Origin of the sequence: Shewanella sp. 5S214, from assembly GCF_041439795.1 — a bacterium.
GTDB classification, from domain to species: domain Bacteria; phylum Pseudomonadota; class Gammaproteobacteria; order Enterobacterales; family Shewanellaceae; genus Shewanella; species Shewanella vesiculosa.
On record NZ_JBGOOV010000023.1, the window covers coordinates 1 to 19,260 of the forward strand.

The 19,260-nt window shown below is 40.3% G+C and carries 19 protein-coding genes; 5 read left to right on the top strand and 14 right to left on the bottom strand.

From position 1 onward, the window contains the following. Positions 1-367: 367 nt before the first annotated feature. Entirely contained in the window at positions 368-1,804 is a 1,437-nt protein-coding gene (locus ACED29_RS15030; protein WP_182697410.1) for a glyceraldehyde-3-phosphate dehydrogenase, read from the bottom strand. A gap of 201 nt (positions 1,805-2,005) precedes the next feature. Between ACED29_RS15030 and ACED29_RS15035 the strand changes: the two genes are divergently transcribed. The 3 genes from ACED29_RS15035 (at position 2,006) to ACED29_RS15045 (ending at position 6,472) form a co-directional block, all read left to right on the top strand. Next, the gene (locus ACED29_RS15035) at positions 2,006-2,836 is read left to right on the top strand and encodes a DUF2989 domain-containing protein (RefSeq protein ID WP_182723773.1); all 831 of its coding nucleotides are present in this window, start codon (positions 2,006-2,008) and stop codon (positions 2,834-2,836) included. A 229-nt stretch (positions 2,837-3,065) separates the two neighbouring features. Continuing rightward, the gene (gap, locus tag ACED29_RS15040) at positions 3,066-4,076 is read left to right on the top strand and encodes a type I glyceraldehyde-3-phosphate dehydrogenase (RefSeq protein WP_124014931.1); all 1,011 of its coding nucleotides are present in this window, start codon (positions 3,066-3,068) and stop codon (positions 4,074-4,076) included. A gap of 479 nt (positions 4,077-4,555) precedes the next feature. Further along, entirely contained in the window at positions 4,556-6,472 is a 1,917-nt protein-coding gene (locus ACED29_RS15045) for a methyl-accepting chemotaxis protein (protein ID WP_273057357.1), read from the top strand. A gap of 100 nt (positions 6,473-6,572) precedes the next feature. Here ACED29_RS15045 and nadA read toward each other — a convergent pair whose 3' ends face one another. The 5 genes from nadA to astE all read right to left on the bottom strand — a co-directional run bounded on the left by nadA (position 6,573) and on the right by astE (position 12,735). Beyond that, on the bottom strand, positions 6,573-7,640 hold the full coding sequence (gene nadA, locus ACED29_RS15050; protein WP_124014933.1) for a quinolinate synthase NadA: 1,068 nt from the start codon (positions 7,638-7,640) through the stop codon (positions 6,573-6,575). 103 nt (positions 7,641-7,743) lie between these two features. Continuing rightward, the gene (locus ACED29_RS15055) at positions 7,744-9,381 is read right to left on the bottom strand and encodes a dihydrolipoyllysine-residue acetyltransferase (protein ID WP_371697995.1); all 1,638 of its coding nucleotides are present in this window, start codon (positions 9,379-9,381) and stop codon (positions 7,744-7,746) included. A 9-nt stretch (positions 9,382-9,390) separates the two neighbouring features. After that, a complete protein-coding gene (locus ACED29_RS15060) occupies positions 9,391-10,368 on the bottom strand; it encodes an alpha-ketoacid dehydrogenase subunit beta (RefSeq protein ID WP_124014935.1) in 978 nt (325 codons plus the stop codon). 3 nt (positions 10,369-10,371) lie between these two features. Then, complete coding sequence (locus ACED29_RS15065; RefSeq protein ID WP_124014936.1) at positions 10,372-11,550, bottom strand: thiamine pyrophosphate-dependent dehydrogenase E1 component subunit alpha; 1,179 nt, start codon at positions 11,548-11,550, stop codon at positions 10,372-10,374. Positions 11,551-11,706: 156 nt separating this feature from the next. Continuing rightward, complete coding sequence (astE, locus tag ACED29_RS15070; RefSeq protein ID WP_371697996.1) at positions 11,707-12,735, bottom strand: succinylglutamate desuccinylase; 1,029 nt, start codon at positions 12,733-12,735, stop codon at positions 11,707-11,709. A 220-nt stretch (positions 12,736-12,955) separates the two neighbouring features. Here astE and msrA point away from each other — a divergent pair, with 220 nt between their 5' ends. Then, positions 12,956-13,435 (top strand): peptide-methionine (S)-S-oxide reductase MsrA, encoded by a 480-nt coding sequence (gene msrA / locus ACED29_RS15075; protein ID WP_371697997.1) that lies wholly within the window; start codon positions 12,956-12,958, stop codon positions 13,433-13,435. Between the two features lie 214 nt (positions 13,436-13,649). Here the strand turns inward: msrA and ACED29_RS15080 are convergent, their stop codons facing one another. From ACED29_RS15080 to ACED29_RS15110, 7 genes are all read right to left on the bottom strand, one after another. Beyond that, positions 13,650-14,009, bottom strand: coding sequence for a hypothetical protein (locus ACED29_RS15080; RefSeq protein WP_371697998.1), 360 nt, complete (start codon positions 14,007-14,009; stop codon positions 13,650-13,652). A 187-nt stretch (positions 14,010-14,196) separates the two neighbouring features. Continuing rightward, positions 14,197-14,448, bottom strand: coding sequence for a hypothetical protein (locus tag ACED29_RS15085; protein ID WP_371697999.1), 252 nt, complete (start codon positions 14,446-14,448; stop codon positions 14,197-14,199). Continuing rightward, on the bottom strand, positions 14,430-14,564 hold the full coding sequence (locus ACED29_RS15090) for a hypothetical protein (RefSeq protein ID WP_371698000.1): 135 nt from the start codon (positions 14,562-14,564) through the stop codon (positions 14,430-14,432). The genes ACED29_RS15085 and ACED29_RS15090 overlap by 19 nt, the downstream gene beginning before the upstream one ends. Before the next feature lie 117 nt (positions 14,565-14,681). Beyond that, positions 14,682-15,041: a hypothetical protein gene (locus tag ACED29_RS15095; protein WP_182756421.1), complete on the bottom strand. Its 360-nt coding sequence runs from the start codon at positions 15,039-15,041 to the stop codon at positions 14,682-14,684. 137 nt (positions 15,042-15,178) lie between these two features. Continuing rightward, positions 15,179-15,532, bottom strand: a complete 354-nt coding sequence (locus ACED29_RS15100) for a hypothetical protein (protein WP_371698001.1) — start codon at positions 15,530-15,532, stop codon at positions 15,179-15,181. 142 nt (positions 15,533-15,674) lie between these two features. Then, positions 15,675-16,034 carry a hypothetical protein gene (locus ACED29_RS15105; RefSeq protein ID WP_371698002.1) on the bottom strand — a complete coding sequence of 120 codons (360 nt, stop codon included), beginning with the start codon at positions 16,032-16,034 and terminating at the stop codon, positions 15,675-15,677. 11 nt (positions 16,035-16,045) lie between these two features. Further along, the gene (locus ACED29_RS15110) at positions 16,046-17,074 is read right to left on the bottom strand and encodes a hypothetical protein (protein ID WP_371698003.1); all 1,029 of its coding nucleotides are present in this window, start codon (positions 17,072-17,074) and stop codon (positions 16,046-16,048) included. A 552-nt stretch (positions 17,075-17,626) separates the two neighbouring features. On the opposite strand from ACED29_RS15110, the gene trxB reads away from it, so the two are divergent. Further along, the gene (gene trxB, locus ACED29_RS15115; RefSeq protein WP_124014941.1) at positions 17,627-18,580 is read left to right on the top strand and encodes a thioredoxin-disulfide reductase; all 954 of its coding nucleotides are present in this window, start codon (positions 17,627-17,629) and stop codon (positions 18,578-18,580) included. 77 nt (positions 18,581-18,657) lie between these two features. On the opposite strand, the gene ACED29_RS15120 is transcribed toward trxB, so the two are convergent. Further along, positions 18,658-19,218, bottom strand: a complete 561-nt coding sequence (locus tag ACED29_RS15120) for a GNAT family N-acetyltransferase (RefSeq protein ID WP_371698004.1) — start codon at positions 19,216-19,218, stop codon at positions 18,658-18,660. Positions 19,219-19,260 lie beyond the last annotated feature (42 nt).

Sequence of the window (19,260 nt, forward strand, 5' to 3'; positions counted from 1 at the left end):
AACCGATGACCTATACCTTGGCAAGGTATCGCTCTACCAACTGAGCTAATGTCGCATTTGTATCTCTTTACCGCTCTATTTAAAACTAGAACGTTGCAGCAAGAGGATGTTTCCCCTGACTGCGGAATGGCATTCTACCGTTTTAGCTCTGATAGTCAATCAATAAAAACAGATTTATTGCAACAAAATGACTGTTTGATGCATAAATCATCATTCTGATTAAATATATTACAAGGCGGATAAAAAAGCATCTCCAAAGAGATGCTTTCAAGACTACATACCTGGGTAAGTACTCAATAAACAGCGATATTAACTTTGCAAACCTTGTTAAACATCCACTGTCAGCAAACTTGGTACTGATTAAATATTAGTTTTTAGGTAGTGATAATGTGGTTAAGCCAAGCATTTTTTGCATAACGCCAACAACCTGGCAGCTATAACCAAATTCGTTGTCGTACCATACGTACAAAATGGCACGTTTACCCTCTGCAATCGTTGCTTGTGAATCGACAACACCTGCATAACGTGAACCCACTAAGTCACTTGAAACAATTTCAGTCGATTCAGTAAAATCGATTTGATTTTGTAACCCAGATTGCAATGCGACATCTTTTAAGTATTCATTCAGTTCATCACGATTAGTTTCGTGTTGTAAATTAACACTGATGATAGCCATAGAGACGTTAGGCGTTGGAACGCGAATCGCGTTACCGGTTAGTTTACCCGCTAATATAGGCAATGCTTTAGCAACAGCTTTAGCCGCGCCTGTTTCGGTAATGACCATGTTAAGCGGAGCGCTACGTCCACGGCGATCTGCACTGTGATAGTTATCAATTAAATTTTGATCGTTGGTATATGAGTGAATCGTTTCTACGTGACCATTTTCAATCACATATTTGTCATTAACCGCTTTTAACACTGGTGTGATGGCATTAGTTGTACAACTTGCCGCTGACACTATGGTGTCTAAATCAAGGATATCGTTTTCATTAACGCCGTAAACGATATTTTTAATCGCACCTTTGGCTGGAGCTGTTAATAATACTTTTGCTGCTCCAGGGCTCTTAAGGTGTAAACCTAAACCAGCTTCATCTTTCCAAATACCTGTGTTATCAACAATTAACGCGTTGTTAATATCATACTTAGTGTAATCAACTTCATCTGGTGAGTTAGCGTAAATGACTTGAATGTAAGTTCCATTGGCAATAATTGCGTTGTTTTCTTCGTCAACTTCAACCGAACCATTAAATGGTCCGTGTACTGAGTCACGACGTAATAAACTGGCACGCTTTTCTAAATCACCTTTTTTACCACCACGCAATACAATGGCACGAAGGCGCATTTTATTACTTTTACCAGTACGCTCAATGAGTAATCGAGCTAACAAACGCCCTATTCGACCGAAGCCATAAAGTACAACATCACGAGCTGGGGTGTCATCACCATGATTAACAGCTTCTGACAACTCCTGTGCCATATAAGCTTCGATACCACTTGCATCCTTGTTATCACGCCAGTAATTAATCGCTAATTTACCAATATCGACTCGGCAATGCTTGATGGCTAATTTGCTAAGTGCTACAACAAATGGGAAACTTTCACGAAGACGTAATTTTTCACCGACATGACGACGTACTAAACGGTGTGACTTAATGATTTCGATGGTTGATGCATTGAGTAGTGGTTTACCATATACCATAACCTCAATACCTTGGTTACGATACAACTTGCCAAGCAACGGTTGCATTGCTTCTGCCATTTCGAAACGTTCTTGCCAGCTTTGTAAATGTTTATCTGCGCTCATGTAGGGATCCTTTATCTCACTTTTCTCGTTTTTTCAGAAAGGTTTGAGTAACAAAAAGAAAAGACCAATAATTTAGTATATTGTATGGGGGTGGCCCCCTGTTGGTCGCCGACATTGTAAAGAAATACAGCCGATTTCGCTAGTAACAAATTTTCGGTAAATGTGTAATTTTATTAGACAATTTACCGCTCGGAGACGCTTTTGAGCCATAATTTTGTATTAATTACATCATTTACAGTTATCGGGGCCTGTTTTGGCCTTTTTGGCTGCGATAATGACCGAAACAGCGACCTTATTTGTAAAAATAATCCTGAACTTTGTAGTGATTTACACAAAGATAGTTGGTGCCGATTTGAGAAAGGTGACCTGATCCGCCACAGATATGCGTTAAAACAGAGCTCATCGCCTACAGGTAAACAACTTTACCAGCAACTTATTTACTTAGAGAAATACAGTAAATGCATCGAATTGGCTGCTGGTGTACAACATAAAATTAATACTGACCGAACCCGTGATCGAGAACGCGCTTTTGCGGTAAGCACTCAGACACTCAGCGAACTTCAAGAAACCACCCGTGCAAATAACGAAGTGCATTTAGCATTTTATCGTTGGATGCGTTTTAACGATCAAGCAGGATTGGCGATTGTAGAAAACACTTATAAGCAAGGATTGCTTGTCGATAACGATATCATTACTCAACTAGCAGCCTATTATGTGAGAGTTTCGCCTAATGATGCCAAAACGCTTTATTTGCATTTGCTTGCTACCACCAAGCCAGCAGATATTGATCCTGACTGGTTTTTAGCTCTCGCTTCTATTTACCGCCAACAACAAGATAGTGAAAAAGAATACCTGTTGACCAGAGCCAACTTATTGATCAGTGAAAACCAAGCTGATGAACAACAGTTATTAGCTATCATTAAGGGGGATCAAGCGCTTGCATCGACATTAGACAGTCAAGCCATTGAACTCGTCTCAGTGGTAATGAGCGAACAATTTGCCAATAGTCACAGTGAAGCATTATTAAAATAAGCTAGGATTGTGAACTTTGAATCCATTTTGTGGCTTATTAAATTTATTATTACTTACAAAACTGTGCTTAAAATATCTTCAAAATGTGCTAAATGTAAAAAAAATACGAATATTATTGGCTTAATTCGGCATATTTGGGTGATTTAACTTGATTATTACGGCCAATTTGGTAATTTTACAACCAGGCGAATGATATGCCACCAAATTATTTTAACTTGAGGGATATGAGATGACTATCCGTGTAGCAATTAACGGCTATGGCCGTATCGGTAGAAACGTTCTACGTGCACTGTACGAAAGCGACAAAGATTACCCAATCGAAATCGTTGCGTTAAACGATTTAGGTGATGCTTCTATTAATGCTCATTTAACTAAGTACGATACTGTACATGGTCGTTTCAACGCGAAAGTTGATCATGACGATGAAGCTATCTATGTTAATGGCGACAAAATTTTAACTTTCCAAGAACGTGACCCATCAAAGTTACCTTGGGCAGAATTAAAAATTGATGTTGTCTTTGAATGTACGGGTATTTTCACATCTAAAGAATCTGTGCAACCACACCTTACTGCTGGTGCTAAGAAAGTTATTATTTCAGCTCCTGGTAAGAATGTTGATGCCACAATCGTATATGGTGTGAATAACGATATATTAACTTCAGACATGACAGTCATTTCTGGTGCATCATGTACCACTAACTGCCTTGCACCTATTGCTAAGCCGTTAAATGATGAAATTGGTATTGAGTCTGGTTTGATGACCACTATCCACTCTTACACCAATGATCAACGTCTATCTGATGTTTACCACACAGATTTACGCCGTGCTCGCGCTGCGGCAATGTCGATGATCCCAACTAAAACCGGTGCAGCTGCTGCAGTAGGTTTAGTGGTTCCTGAGCTTATGGGTAAATTTGACGGTTTAGCGGTACGAGTGCCAACAATCAACGTGTCTTTAGTTGATTTAACATTCTTAGCCTCTAGAGATACCACTGTTGAAGAAGTGAATGCCATCATTACCCGTGCTTCACTAACATCACCAATGTCTGAAGTATTAGCGATTAATGAAGAGCCATTAGTGTCTATCGACTTCAACCATAATCCTTTCTCTTCTAATTTCGACGCTACACAAACTCGTGTTAACGGTCGATTAGTGAAAGTAATGTCATGGTATGACAACGAATGGGGTTTCAGTAACCGCATGTTAGACAACGCTGTTGCGTTAATGAACGCTAAGTAATTAAACTATAAATTAGCTCGTTAAGATCTAATTTAAAGTAAACTTAATAGCCTCGCATTTGCGGGGCTTTTTTATTTATTAAAAAGTTAGTTCATCGCTCGGGGATCCAAATAATACTGCAATTTTCTATTATCATTAAATTCATCGCCTACAATTTTATCAACACGCTAAAATCATACATACACTGTTAGCTTTTATATCCTATTACCCAATATCTATTGCTTATAAGTGACGAAGTCGAGTAGTACTAAATAAAGTAAGACAGATTCGACTCCCCTTCTATTTCAATTCGTTCACTAGTCTATTAATCGTACAAAATGGAATGAGAGTAATGAAATGAATTTAATTATGAGTAAAGATAAGTTATTACAACATAGAGCACAAAATTCGACCAATAGAGCCTTGTTTATTTTCTGTTTATAGCTGATATTTTAAATCATTAAATATTATTCATTTACAAAAAGTCAAAGGAATTAAAAATGGCGAGCAAATTTAATTTAACTATCGGCAACCGTATTATCTTAGGTATTGCCATTGTATTGTTTTTAGTCATGGGTACCGTTATTCCTTTCGTACTATCTGAATTCTCAGCCACTATCGATAGCGCCGAGCAACGCGAGCTACACAAGCTATATGAAACGGCTACAGCTGATATTGAATCAACAGGGAAATTGGCTCAAGCTTTAGCAACTGTCATTGCTAGCGATAGAGAATTACAAAAGCTATTCAGTGAGGGCAATAGAAATGAATTAGCGGCTAGAACTATTCCGCTTTTCGACTCATTAAAAACTAGTTATGGCGTTCGTCAATTCCAGTTCCACTTACCTCCTGCGACGTCCTTTTTAAGGGTTCACAAGCCAGAGGAGTTTGGGGATGATTTATCCTCTTTTAGACAAACCATCGTTGTCGCAAATCGAGACAAAAAAGCGGTTAAAGGACTAGAAAAAGGAGTCGCTGGGATAGGCATTCGCGGAATTATGCCGATAAATTATCAAAACAAACATATTGGCTCTGTTGAGTTTGGTATGTCTTTTGGACAAACATTTTTTGACGAATTTAAAAAAGATTATAACGTCGATATTGCTCTCTACACTGAGAAAAATGGACGATTTGAAGCTTTTGGAACCACAACAAAACCTAATAGTTTTTCAAATAATGCCGATTTAACGCAAGCATTTAATGGTGAAGTGCTTAATAGCCAGTCAACATTAAACGACACCCCCTATGCTATATACTTACGTCAAATAAAAGATTTTTCTGGTCAACCTATTGGCGTCCTAGAAATCGCAATGGATCGTACTCATAATACGAGTGCACTAAAGACAGTATCTTTAACTATGATTTTTGTAGGTATTATTGCGTTATTATTAGGGATAGCCATTGCTTGGGTGGTAAGTAGAAGTATTACAAAGCCAATTAATACTACCACTAACACGATGAATAATATTGCAGATGGCGATGGCGACTTAACCCTGCGTTTAACCGTTATCGGCAACGATGAAATTACTCAGCTATCCAAAGCATTCAACCAATTTGCTACCAAGGTTCATAGCACAATTACCCAAGTGATGTCAGCTACTCAGCTGCTTAATAACTCTGCTGAACGCTTATCTAATATTACACTTGAAACACGAGCTGATACCGTACAACAGCAACAGGAAACTGAGCAGGTTGCGACCGCGATGAATGAAATGAGTGCAACCGTTCAAGAGGTTGCACAAAATGCTACTCAAGCAGCTGATGCTGCCCAAAAAGCCAATGAAGCAACAGAAACGGGAAAACTTGTCGTCAGCGCAGTGTCATCAGAAATTAATCAATTAGCATCAGAAATCAACATTGCGACAGAAACTGTTTCACATTTACAAAGCCAAACAACAGCCATTGATAGTGTACTGGAAGTAATCCGCAATATTTCTGATCAAACTAATTTGTTAGCTCTGAATGCCGCAATCGAAGCTGCTCGCGCTGGCGAACAAGGCAGAGGCTTTGCTGTTGTTGCAGATGAAGTTCGAACCTTAGCAAGCCGAACACAGGCCTCAACCCAAGACATTCAAGCCATGATAGAACAATTACAAAGTGGTGCAGCGAAAGCAGTTCAAGTCATGAAAGAAAGTAGTAAGGTCACAGATTCTTGTGTAGCACAGGCAAATAATGCCGACCGAGCGCTCGATGACATTTTTGCAGCGGTCAATACTATCACTGAGATGAATATTCAAATCGCCAGTGCAGCAAATGAACAATGTGCGGTATCAAATGAGATTAATAAAAACATCAATAACATCAACTATATCGTTACTAAGACTACGGATGGTGCAATGCAAACAGCCAAGGCAAGCGAGGACCTTGCTGATTTGTCTAAGCAACTTAATACCTTAGTTGGGCAATTTAAAATTTAACAGAATACCGCATCACAACAATAACAATTGAGAATAAAAAAACCGACATGGAGTCGGTTTTTATCAGGCTAGTCATTGATTCGCAAACTTAGCTATTTACTTATGCGTTGCCCTTCACTTTCATATTCAATTCTTTGGCAAAATCGAGCATGCGAGTTAGTGGGATGAGTGCTTTGATGCGCAGTTCATCATCAACAAATATTTCATGATTAGTTTTATCGCTATCAACTAGTGAAGCTTCGATAGCTTGCAAGCCGTTCATGGCCATCCACGGGCAATGGGCACAACTCTTACAGGTGGCACCGTTGCCGCCGGTTGGGGCTTCGAGCAAGGTTTTACCTGGAGCAGCCTGCTGCATTTTATAAAAAATACCGCGATCCGTGGCAACAATAAAGGTGTCGTTGGCCATGGTTTGCGCCGCTTTAATCAACTGACTGGTAGAACCTACAGCATCAGCAAGCTCAACCACACTAGCTGGTGACTCTGGGTGAACCAAAATGGCTGCACCAGGATGCTGCTTTTTAAGCTCGCGCAATGCTTTAGCTTGAAACTCATCATGCACAATACACTCGCCTTGCCATAACAACATGTCGGCGCCAGTTTGTGTATTGATGTAGGAGCCTAAGTGGCGATCGGGTGCCCAGATAATTTTTTTATCTTGGCTATCGAGATGCTCAACAATTTCTAAAGCAATGCTTGAGGTGACCACCCAATCTGCACGAGCTTTTACTGCTGCAGAGGTGTTGGCATACACCACAACAGTATGATCTGGATGGGCATCGCAAAACTCATTAAATTGCTCAATCGGACAACCTAGATCTAACGAACAGGTTGCTTCCAGAGTGGGCATTAAAATGGTTTTTTCAGGGCTTAAGATTTTAGCGGTTTCGCCCATAAACTTAACCCCAGCAACAATTAATGTCTTTGCTGGGTGATCGCGACCAAAGCGAGCCATTTCTAAAGAATCTGACACACAACCACCAGTTTCTTCAGCTAATGCTTGAATTTCAGGATCGGTATAATAATGGGCAACAAGGACTGCATTTTGATCAATCAATAACTGTTTGATACGTGCTTTATATTGTGCTTTTTCAGCGTCAGACAACACGGCAGGTTTTGGCGGAAACGGATATTCAATAGTTTCAATTTTAGGTGCCGACAGACTCATACAAAGTTCCAATCGATTTACATTGTTTGTGTATTATACGAAAAAGCCACTTAAAACAAAAGGACGCGTTAGCGTCCTTTTGCATAAGATAGCTTAATCATTATTAACGCATGGCTAAGAGCATTTCTTGTGGTTGCTCTAGGTAGTGTTTCCATAAATTACAGAAGCGAGCTATGGTGCCACCGTCAATAACGCGGTGATCGCCAGACCAGCTAACTTGCATAATCTTACGTGCTTCAACTTCACCTTTGGCGTTAAATCGAGGCAGTATCTGTAACTTACCTAATGCCACAATCGCCACTTCAGGTTTATTAATGATAGGTGTTGCTATCGTGCCGCCTAATGCACCGATATTAGAAATTGAAATAGTCCCATCTTTTAAATCAGCTGGTGACACACGGCCGCTGCGTGCAGCTGTGGTTAAGCGTGAAATGTCAGCGGCAATATCTAAAATAGACTTATTTTGCACATCTTTAACATTCGGAACCAATAAACCCACTTTTGAGTCAACTGCCATACCAATATTATGGCGCGACTTATATGTGAGTTCAGTGCAATCAGCGTTTACTTGACTGTTCAAGATCGGAAATTCATTGATAGCTAACGACATGGCCTTCATAAAGAATGGCATCATAGTGAGCTTCACTTCGTCGGTTGAGTAGCGCTGCTTCATACTTTCACGCAAAGCAACCAATTCAGTTAAATCAAATTCTTCGCAATAGGTAAAATGTGGAATTGTCGATACTGACTCAACCATCATTTTAGCCATAATAGCTTTGACGCCTTTGATAGGTTCAACACGATCACTTGCTGAAGCAGGGCTAACTAATTGACCACTGACAGGACTTGTAACTTGATCAGCAGACGATGAAGCAGCATTTGTATTTGCAGCGGGTTGAGAGGCACTTGCACCTTGCTGATGACGTTCAATATCTTCTTTGTAAACACGGCCATTTTTGCCCGTACCCACTACAGTTGCGATATTTATATCGAGTGTCCGCGCCATACGGCGAACAGCTGGGCTGGCTAACGCTTTACCTTGGGCAACGGGCTCTAGATTAACATGTGGTGCAGCGGCTTGAGCTTGTTGAACCACGTCAACGCTAGCAGATGCACTATCAGTATCGGCTTCGACTTCGATGGAAAATAGAGGCGAATGCACTTTAGCAAGCTGACCCTTACGGTAATGCAGTTTAACTATTTTTCCGGCTTTCATCGCCGGAATTTGCACTAACGCTTTATCTGTCATCACATCAGCAATCGGTTGGTCTTCGACCACCATATCGCCTTCTTCTACCAACCAGTCAACTAGTTCACATTCAACAATTCCTTCACCAATATCGGGTAGTAAGAATTCTTCAATATTTGATGAACTTTTTGTTGTTGCAGCGACAGAATTACCCCGGTCAACAGGAGCGTGATTAGCCGATGTATCGTTAACAGCTTCTTTAACCGGAGTGACAGCAGCTACAGGAGTCTCAGACACACTAGAGGTGTCATCACCGTCCATCTCAACCGCATATAATGGCTGATGCACTATGGCTATTTCGCCTTTAGCGTAATAAAGCTTAGTGATTTTTCCGGCATGTGGCGCAGGAATTTGTACTAAGGCTTTGTCAGTCATTACATCAGCAATCGGTTGGTCTTCGGTAACCATGTCACCTTCACTGACTAACCAATCGACTAATTCACATTCCACTACACCTTCGCCGATGTCAGGTAAAATAAAATCTTTAATCATATCTTACTCCTAATAAGCAACTGTGGCCTTGATAGCTTCGAAGGTCTTTAACTCATCTGGCATGTATTCTTTTTCATGCACTAATGGATAAGGCGTATCTAAGCCGCACACTCGACAAATTGGTGACTCAAGCGATAAGAAACATTCTTGTTGGATCGTTGCGGCAATCTCGCCAGCAAAACCACCGGTTAAAGGGGCTTCATGGTTAATCAGTAAACGACCGGTTTTGGTGACTGATTTAGCGATGGTTTCAACATCCCATGGTGCGATAGTACGTAAGTCGATAATTTCACATGAAATACCTTCTTTTTCCGCTCGCTCACAGGCTTTTTCAACGATTTCCATCTGTGCGCCCCAAGCCAGGACTGTAATATCACTGCCCTGCTTAACCACTTGTGCTTTACCTAATTCGATAACGTAGTCACCGGCTGGCACTTCGCCAACAGATGCGCGGTATAAACGCTTAGGTTCAAAGAAAATAACCGGGTTTGGATCGCGAATAGATGCCAACAACAATCCTTTTGCTTGTTCTGGATTGCGTGGAATCACCACTTTTAGGCCTGGTGTTTGGGTAAAATAGGCTTCAGGAGATTGTGAGTGATAATGACCACCTGCTATCCCACCGCCATAAGGGGTTCGGAAGGTTAATCCACCCACATCAAATTGATTACCACTACGGTATCTAAATTTTGCTGATTCATTAACAATTTGATCGAATGCTGGAAAAATATAATCAGCGAACTGAATTTCAGCAACCGCAGTCATACCATAAGATGCTAAGCCATTAGCAAAACCTGCAATGCCTTGCTCTGTTAGCGGTGTGTTGAAACAACGATCACGACCAAACTGTTCTTGCAGACCAGAAGTCGCACGAAAAACGCCACCGAAGTGACCCACATCTTCACCAAAAATCACCATGCGCTCATCGGCAGTCATGGCTATTGATAACGCCTCATTGATGGCGTGTAACATATTCATTTGAGCCACGATTTAGAGTCTCCCTGCGCTTTTTGGATAGGCTTTTGGATACTTAGCGATATGCTCTTTCAACTCTTTAAGCTGTTTTCTAAGCGCTGGAGTTGGTTTATCAAGCACATCTTCGATAATTTCGTCGAGTTTCGGCACCGGCAACTTTTCAGCCACTTTAACTGCCGCTAACACTTCTTCGCGATAACGTTCAAATAACTTGGCTTCATCGGCTTCAGTAAGCCAATCTTTGTTGATCATCCACAATTTAAAACGTTTGACTGGGTCGTGCTGTTGCCATTTTGCTTCTTCTTCTTTTGAACGATATCCAGATGGATCGTCTGATGAAGAATGCGCACCCAAACGATATGTCATCGCTTCAATCAATACCGGAGCATTGTGCTCTAATGCGTGAGCTCGAGCTTGTTGCGTAGCGGCTAGCACTGCGAGCATGTCGTTACCGTCTACACGTATGGTATGCATACCGTAACCTACGCCGCGACTGGCAATACCGTTACCGGCAAATTGCTCTTCAGTTGGGGTAGAAATAGCATAACCATTGTTGCGACAGAAAAAGATGGTAGGAGACTTGAGTACTGCGGCCATATTCAAACCAGCATGGAAGTCACCTTCTGATGCAGCGCCTTCACCAAAATAACAAATGGCAACATTACGCTTGCCTTGTAACTTCATTCCATAAGCAACACCAGTCGCCTGCGGAATTTGCGTTGCCAGTGGTGACGAAATGGTTTGGTAATTGAGTTCACGGCTGCCGTAATGGATCGGCATTTGGCGACCTTTACCTAAATCTTTCTCGTTACTGAACATTTGATTCATAAATTGTTCAGTACTAAATCCACGATAACGCAATGAGGCGTGTTCGCGATATTGAGCCAAAATGACGTCGTCTTTATCCAGCGCTGCTGTGCTGCCGATAATTGAGGCTTCTTCACCGGTACAGGTCATGTAAAAACTAATTCGTCCTTGACGTTGCGCACCCAACATACGCTCGTCTAATACTCGTGTAAAAACACAGGTATCAAATATTTTTTCGGCCAGAGCCTTGTCGATTACTGGTAAAACCGCATTTTCATATGTGGTGCCATCAGCTTGCAAAATACGCAAAATGGGGATGTGCAATGACGCTTTGTCTAAGAAGCTGACACGGTGCACTGTTTCATTGGTCAGTGGTGCGTTGCTCATATTATGCTCTTGTTATTGTTAAGCCATGTTCAACATAAACATGGCTTTATTTATACTATGCGAGTAGACATTACGTTAACGTAAACTACCTATCAATACTTACTCTCACTGTAAACGTATTTTACTCACGATTGACATGTATATATTGCTTTACGACTATAAGATTGACTCGTTCGGTGCAGGTACTAAACATAGCACTGTACGCTGTCCAATGGGTACATTTGCATTCGGAAATACAATGGCCTCTTGTGGCTGTTCGACGGTGATCGCTTTACCACCTTCTGTCGCTAACACAGCCCCCAGAGTAAAGGCACTGAAGTTTTCTGCATCACCAGCAAAGCTAAATTCAAAGTCATCGAAATGTTTATTAATCGACCTAGACACCTTATACAAGTTGACCTTACTTGCGTCAAACTCAACAGGCGCTAACTGAGGCTCAGTAATCAGTTTTTCAAGCATAGTATGAGTTTGGTCAAAACGACTCATGTCGTTTTGACCAAATGGCATCACTTTTCCTAATTCAACGGTAAATGCATCTGCTTGAAATTGCTCTGAGGAGTAGTAGCTAAACGTAGTTGTCGGTTCATGATGGAATAATATGGTATCAACACCACATGCCGCCAAAAACATAATTTGCTCGCCGCTAAAAGCACGACCTGGACGGTATGGGTAAATGGCAAACTTTTCATGCTTTGAAGCACGGATTGCAGTATGTAAGTCGTAATGAATGCGTTGATTGTCGCTATTGGCATTGAAAAAGTCAGCCACGTATTGCTCTAACGCTTTAGCTCGATGGCGCTCTGGGTGAGTTAAACCCTCGCCCTTTGAATGCGCACCGCTAAATAGGCGATTCATGTTTTCATCAATAAAACGGGTTTTATTAATGATCGCAGCGGGATTACCGATTAAAAACATTACACGCTGCTTGGCCACTATACGTTGAGTCAGCAAATCTTTAATCAGTTGATTGCATATTTCAATTGGCGCAGTTTCATTACCGTGCACGGCACATGACAACACTATGTCTTTAGCGGCAGTTGTTGGCGTAAATACAATCACCCCAGTATCTAATACATCAACCCGAGTATGTTGGGCTAACATAAAGTCATACGCTGCTGGTAGTCGAGTCGGATTGGCTAAGGTATAGGCTAAAAAATCGTGGTTTATCATCAGGTCAGATAACACTATCAACTCCTTGTCTCATTATTATATGGCGTAGTTAAACTTGACGTAAACGGCTGTTAACTAAGATGCCTATTGCCACAGATTCTATCATAGCCAAAGACTATTTTATTGCAGGCATATGTTAGTTTTATTTATTAATAAAAGTTTGCTTGCAAAACATCACAATATTCAACACAATTACAGCCATCTAGACTTCTATAATATATTTTAAGGGTATGTCATGGCGTTAGCAACATTTGGTGCAGGCTGTTTTTGGGGTGTTGAATATTTTTTCCGTGAAATTGACGGCGTCAGTAACGCAACGTGTGGCTACATGGGTGGTAAAGACACTGCAACAACTTATAAAGAAGTGAAGACGGGTTCCACTGGCCATGCTGAAGTTGTCCAAGTTGAATTTGATCCTGAAGTGATCAGTTTTAACGACCTACTGGATGTGTTTTGGAAAAACCATAACCCGACCATGTTAAACATGCAGGGTGGCGACATTGGCACTCAATATCGCAGTACGATATTTTTTCACGATAAAGAGCAAAAAGCCCAAGCTGAAACCTCAAAGCTGGCATTAGCACGCAGCGGTAAATGGGGACAGCGTCATATTGTGACTGAAATTGTACCGATACAAACATTCCACATAGCCGAGGAATATCACCAGAATTATTTAGAAAAAAATAACCTACCAACTTGTCACTTGGTTTACTAATAGCATCGAGACAAATAGTACTTTGCTTATTATGTGATCAATCAAAATCACTGATATTTTTGAGTTTACGACACATTGTTGAAATAAGAGGGATGTCCTTATTTCAACAATGAAACAAAAATACACTATTCGAACAACGGCAGAGGATAGATTTTTTTGTTAGCATGTACATAATATTACTCATCGATGTTAAATCAATAACCCAGTCACACTATTAACTCTTATAGATATATAAATAGTAAATAAATAATCCAAGAGTAAAAATACTGACCGAAGAAATAATGTAGAACCACGCAAGTATTTTGTCTTTGCTTCGACTAAAGCGTTTTGTTGCTTCAATATTAACAAGAGAAGCATGACGTTTGAGGTTAGGCCAAGCGATAACCCCAGCGTATGCAACCATTCGTACACCTATACCTTTATCCCAAGCTGGGAGCTCTATCCCTTCTTTCAACATTTCTTGCTCAAGATGTTTAATAGTAATGCGGCCAAATAAAAATATGGCAATACCCCATATAAGCAATACAATAAAAAATAATACCGCCATCCAGCTTTCTGTGGATAGTTCTGCCATGAGTCCCCCTCACCCCTCACTCTTAGTCCTACAAATTCAGTGCTTGCGGCATAATTTTAACCAATTGAATCAAATAATAAACTTTCGCAATTAAAGCTCAGATAAAATTTAGAAACTTAACCATCAGATGTTGTTAACAGAGCTATTGCTAATCAAGACAAATGGGAGCTAAATGGTTAACTGTTACTTAGCGTAGTATTTTGTCGGGTTCAAGAAATAAATAAAAAACTATTAATACAATAAAAAAGCTAGCCACGGAAATAATATACAACCATGCAAGTTTTTTATCTTTTTCCCGGGTAAAGCGTTTAGTTGCCTCTATATTAACAAGAGAAGCATGTCGCTTGAGGTTAGGGAAAGCAATTATCCCTGCATAAGCCACAATTCGCGAACCAATACCTTTATCCCATGTAGGTGGATCTATTCCTTCTTTTGCCATTGCACGTTCAATATGCTTAACAGTAATGCGGCCAAACAAGAATGTTGATATACCCGAGATAAAAATATTGAAACACCAATAATAGCCATCCAATTTTCAACAGAAAGTTCAGACATCAATATCTCACTTATAAATTATTCAACCATGAACCTATGCAGTCCATTGATCAAATTAATCACCACTTTAGCTGCAAGATATCCAGTAGTACCAGTAGTACAAGAATAATTTTCAAATTAGTCTTCTGAACCATATAGAAAATAGGCTGTAAACATAATAGTAAAAAAAATAGCGCTAGAAACCTGAACGAATACAGCCAAGTACCAATCAAGTTTTCGACTTAAACGTCTAGTCGCCTCGATGTCGACAGTGGAAGCGTTTCTTTTTGCATTAGGGCGCATAATGATACTGGCGTATGCAGGATATCTCATACCGATACCTTTATCCCATTCAGGAGGTAATATCCCCTCTTTCGCCATCTCGCGTTCAATATATTTAACGGTAATTTGACCAAATAATAATATGGCGATCCCCCATATAAGAAATGACAGTCCGCCAATAATAGCCATCAAACTTTCTGTGGATAGTTCATCCATGAAAACCTCGATTATAAACTGCTTAAACAGTCACCTATATGATAGGACTCATTGGCTCCGAATTTCCAAGCCATAACCCATTTAGCCCCCCTCCAACCTCAATGGATGAACCAATAATAATCACTCAATCAAATCGGCTAGCTATCAGAGATGTATGAATAATAGATTGTTACCCCAATAATAAAAATAATAGCACTGGAAGCAACGTATAATGATGCGAGTTTTTTATCCTTTTTCCGCGTATGTCGTCTAACAGCTTCAAAATCGATAATTATTGGATTCAACTTTGGGAACACCATAATTAAGGAGTAAGTAACGATAATAGTACCTATTCCTTTATCCCAAACAGGCAGTGCTATACCTTCTTTCGCCATTTCGCTCTGAATATGCTTAACGCTAATGCGGCCAAATAAAAAAGTTGTAATACACCATATACAAAGAGCAATAAAAAATAATATTGCCATCCAACTTTCAGTTGATAGTTCTAACATAAATCCCTCGCAATAGGCCATTTAACCTGTCACCTAAATTAAAGGCTTTATTAGCTCCGAATATCCCAATCCCATTACCAGCCTTAGTCACCACAATACCAATTGTTATCGTCGTATCTAAATATTAACGCAACCAATTTTGCTAGCTATCAGGGCCGTATAGATAAGCAACAGTGAACATAAGAGTAAAAAACACAACACTAGAAATCTGTACAAATACAGCCAAATACCAGTCGACTTTTCGACTAAAGCGCTTGGTAGCTTCTATGTCAACAATAGAAGCATGCCTTTTAGCGTTAGGGCGCATGATAATACTCGCATAAGCGGGGTATCTCATACCTATGCCTTTATCCCATTCTGCCGGCAATATGTCCTCTTTTGCCATTTCGCGCTCAATATGCTTAACGGTAATTCGGCCAAACAAAAGTACAGCAATACTCCACATACAGAAGGTAATAAAAAAAAATATACCCATCCAGTCTTCAGTTAATAGTTCTGACATGAATACCTCCTTTACAGGCTATTAAGCCAATCTCCGATATTATAGGCTTTATTGGCAGCCCATTTCCCAGCAATATCTCCACCTTTAGCCGCTTCAACTCCAACCGTTATGGCAGCAGCGATAATAATGACCCATCCAACTGGCGTAGCTAGCATAGCAACACCTAGGCCTGCCGCTACGACTTGACCTCCCCCCCATAAACCTGCTGCAGTACCCATACCAAAACCGGCTGTTTCAACCGCGGCACGTTTTTGCCAATTAGCTCCAGCTAAATAATCAACATGTACATTGCCCGCACGGATCCCAGCATCAAGCACAATTAATCCTTTACCGAGAAGATTTGCTCCCATTTCAAAAGCGCGTAAATTTTGAAAATCAACTGTAGAGGTAAATTGAATCGGTTTTATGGACCTACCGCTTTTTGCTTTATTGATACCACGATCAGCATTATTGTAAACAGTACCTCTTTTGCTTTTGACCCGACCAATGTATTTATTGATTTCTGTCTGGAATTTTTGATTGAAGTCTTTCCCAAGTTCCCTTGCGTTTTGTTCTAACATCATCATTTGGGCTTTAGGATATTTTGCTTGTGCGCCTATTCTAACTTTCTCTAATGCATCTTGAAGTTTATGAGCGGCTTTAGCAAAGCTACTTAATCTTGTATCTAAAGCTGTTGATGCTGCACCTATGGCTCCGATGCTTTCATTGCGCACCATAGGTGCTAATTCAGCTTGATAAAAATCAGCGAGGGCTTGTAGGTTTTCGCCTCCAAACATATCATCCATCAAAGCAAGATTTCGTTTTGCTTGTTGCGGTAAAGATTGTATTTGACTAAGCGTGCAAACTAATTCAGGGCGTTCTTTTCGCCAATTAGAACCATTGCTAGCGCCATTACGCATAATAAATGGGGTGCCCGCAGAGACAAAGGCACTAATAATATGTGGGTTGTCTTGTTGAAACGTAGCAAAAGCTGGCTCGTTATTTGGGTTTACTGGATAGGTATTACTTTTGCTATAGCATAGCTCTATATCATTTGACATAGTTTAGTCCTTTAAAAAATCAATCCTATTGAAGCTACGATGAATCGTTTGAACTTCATTCCGTGAGTAATGTTTATATTATCATTAAAAAAAAACGATGTATAATTCTTTAAGTAATATAAGGCCTTAGCTATTAGCAATGTCGTTTCATTGGAATAAATGTTATTTTTCTGTTCCAAGATATGCTTTAAGTACAGCAATTATTCAGGCGCTATTTCAAAAAACGATTTTTTGAACACCAGTTATAATTTGTTCATAATAAAAATTTTTCATATCACTTATATTATTCGTCATTACTCATTTGGTGTATTTTCTCGTTGTGGTTACTTCTACCTAAGCAAATTATAACGATTGATTATTATATCGAATGAAGTTCAACAGGTGCTGGGTAGTTTTGATTTATGTCAGGTAAGTTCGTTCACTTGAAACGGAATATTTACATAATAGATAACCCCAATCGATTTCCTACACTCAACTTCACTTTACCCGCCGCAGTAAATTCCATACAATCCCATGCAAATTGCTTAAGGCATGTTATCGGAGATCAAAATCATGAGTGAAGCTCGTCACGTTAACCTACTAATTTTAGGTTCTGGCCCTGCCGGCTATACCGCTGCTGTTTATGCTGCGCGTGCAAATTTAAATCCTGTGATGATCACAGGTATGCAACAAGGTGGCCAATTAACGACCACTACTGAAGTAGAAAATTGGCCAGGCGATGCGGAAGACTTAACTGGTCCAGCATTAATGGAACGCATGCAAAAGCACGCTGAAAAGTTTGATACTGAAATTATTTTCGATCATATCAATGAAGTGACCCTAACTGAGCGCCCTTTCCGCTTAAAAGGTGACAACGGCGAGTTTACTTGTGATGCATTAATTATTGCGACCGGTGCATCGGCTAAATATTTAGGCCTTCCGTCTGAAGAAGCGTTCATGGGCCGTGGTGTTTCTGCCTGCGCAACATGTGATGGTTTCTTCTACCGTAACCAAAAAGTTGCGGTTATCGGTGGCGGTAACACTGCTGTTGAAGAAGCACTTTATTTAAGCAACATCGCGTCTGAAGTTCACTTAATTCACCGTCGTGATAGTTTCCGTTCAGAAAAGATTTTGATTAACCGCTTAATGGATAAAGTCGCTAACGGTAATATCATTTTACACCTAGACCAAACACTGGAAGAAGTGACGGGTAATGACATGGGTGTGACAGGTCTTAAGAAAAAGAGCACTAAAGATGGTTCAGTTACCGACCTAGAAGTCGCTGGTGTGTTTGTTGCGATCGGCCACAGCCCAAATACTGGCATTTTTGCTGATCAGCTAGAAATGAATCACGGTTACTTAAAAGTTAACAGTGGCTTACAAGGCAATGCAACACAAACTAGCATCGAAGGTGTTTATGCATGTGGTGACGTAATGGATCAACATTATCGTCAAGCCATCACTTCTGCCGGAACGGGTTGTATGGCAGCACTTGATGCTGAACGTTACCTAGACGCAAAAAAGTAATTGATTGCATTTAATTAAAAAGAGCAGCTCAGGCTGCTCTTTTTTTATAGCTGTTATTAAAATGAATCGAATGAGTATTACACCATTTTTTGGTAGAACACCGCTTCGGTATCACCTAAAGGATCGCGGTGAATACTCTTATGCTGAAAAGTCATACCGAGTTTTTTCATTATTGCAATTGAAGCTAGATTGTCTTCTACTGCAATAGCACTGACATGGGTTACTTCAGCTGAGGCACTCACAGCCTCCATTACCGCTTTCGCTGCTTCGGTAGCATAGCCTTTACCCCAACTGATATGTTTAAACCGCCAACCTAATTCCAAGTTATGTGGCTGTGCTTGGGTAAAAAAGTGCATCGGTCTAACTAATACCCAGCCTAAATACTCACCGCTTAAGCCGTGTTGCTCATTTTCAGGACAATCAAGCGCATGGACTTTCCATAACCCCCAACCTTTAGCAGGATGTAAATATTGAGCTAATCTTGGCATCATCACCGTATCAATCTGCTGCTGTGTGGTTTTAATTCCACCATTGAGAAAATGCATGACTCGCTCGTCCTGGTCGAGTTCAAATAATAATGCACTGTCATCAAGGGTTATTAATGATAATTGTAATCTAGATGTATTGGCGACTTGCATTGTTTTCTCCTTGGGTTGACACACAAGTTTACACAATGAAAC